2 protein-coding genes are annotated in these 1,665 nt (G+C 58.0%); both read right to left on the bottom strand.

Features of this window, described 5'->3' with window-relative positions:
- Nucleotides 1–964, bottom strand: a 964-nt coding sequence (locus HP499_RS23960) for a hypothetical protein (RefSeq protein WP_172326526.1), incomplete at its 3' end; no start/stop codon positions are given.
- Between the two features lie 118 nt (nt 965–1,082).
- A partial coding sequence (locus HP499_RS23955) for a VCBS repeat-containing protein (protein ID WP_172326525.1) occupies nt 1,083–1,665 on the bottom strand: 583 nt, incomplete at its 5' end.

Genomic DNA, 1,665 nt, shown 5'->3' with positions numbered 1-1,665 from the left:
TTTTGTTGTTCGTCGGGTTCACTACGATTTTCTTCACACGCGTAGGCGTGGGGATTTTTGCTGTCTCCTTCATAGTGGTCCCATCGACAATACGGACGGATCCAGTATTGGATGCAGCAGCCGAACCGATGTAGAGCTTATCTGTCGCCGGATTCAGGGCCCAGCTCTCCAGGGGGCCGTCCCAAGGTAGCGTGGCGGTGATGGTGTCGCTGACGCCATCGATCACTTTGAGGCTGGAACCGGATATCGTCTTGGTTGTGATGTAGATCTTATTTTTCACCGGATTCACCGCCCAGTTAAGGACGTCAATTCCTTCGACGTTCAGAGTGGAAGTGACTTTTCCAGAGGCATCAATGACACGCACTCCGGCATTTGAGAGTACGTATGCCTTATTTGAGACTGGATTGACAATGGTCCGCCCGCGGCCTGCGGAACCCGCCACGAGAGTGGGGGCATTGGTGTCTCCATCTAGCACAGTGATCCCTGCGTCCGTGCTGACGTAGACCCTATTGGCCCTCTCGTTCACAGCAATATCACCGACGTATGAATCGAACGGAATTAGGGTGGATTCCTGAGTCCCTTCATCGATCACAACAAGGGCATTTCTCTCCATCATCGATGCGTCAGAACTTGCGACGTAAAGTCTGTTCGTGGCCGAGTTGACGGCCAACACCCCAGGCGAGTCACCCACCCACTTCACCTGACTCGAGCTGCGGTCTTTGACCCTGAGCACGGCGCCATCTGACCTGATGTACGCGGTGTCAGTTGTGGAGTTGAGTGCGATGGATGCGGCCTCACTCTCAATGTGGAAATCATCCCCAACAATGTCAGCCGAGGCCGGTGCCGTCGTCGTTCCCAGCGACAGCGCCAGCGCCAAACCGGCGGCCACAGACGCCGACGCAGCGAGCCGTCGTCGTTGATTTGATTTCTTTGACAGGCGCGTTTCATCCAAAGCAATAGACATGAGGTCCCCCATTGATCGTGACGCTCTACCGCGTCCATAGTCGGATTCTAGTAGAAATATCAACGGCCACCCCTGGTCAATCAGGGGTGGCCGTTGATTTTCATTCAAGTGGTGCAAATTAGAGGATGGCAGTCATGCCGTTCCATCCTGAGCCGACTTTGCTCGCGGTAGGCCAGGCTGCTCCGCCGTTGCCTGCGTAAAGCCAGAGCTCACCGGCTGCGTTGCGGGCGAGAATATCGGCCTTGCCGTCGCCATTAAAGTCGCCGGGACCAACGAGTGAATTCATGCTGTTCCAGCCCTGGCCAACCGTCTGCTTTGGAAGCCAGCTTCCATAGCCGTTGGGCGGGTAAAGAAACAGAGTGCCGGCGCCGTCGCGGGCTACAAGATCGGAGACCCCGTCGCCGTTGAAGTCACCTACGCCAGTAATCTCGGACATTCCCGTCCAGCCCGAACCTGCCCACGTCCGGGGCAACCAGCCGCCCTTGCCATCTCCGCGGTACACCCAGAGCGCGCCGTCGCGGGCACGAGCCACGACATCGGCGAATCCGTCACCATGGAAGTCAATTGCCTCAATTGCGCTCATGCCTTCCCAGCCGCTGCCGACCTGCACACGCGCGAGCCAGCCGCCGGAGCCGTTGCCGGGGTAAAGCCACAACACCCCGCCGCCGTCACGGGCCAAGACATCGGCGTTGCCGTCTCCA

It is taken from the genome of Paenarthrobacter sp. CM16, assembly GCF_013179505.1.
Lineage (GTDB): Bacteria > Actinomycetota > Actinomycetes > Actinomycetales > Micrococcaceae > Arthrobacter.
This window is presented reverse-complemented; position numbering and strand designations above follow the sequence as displayed.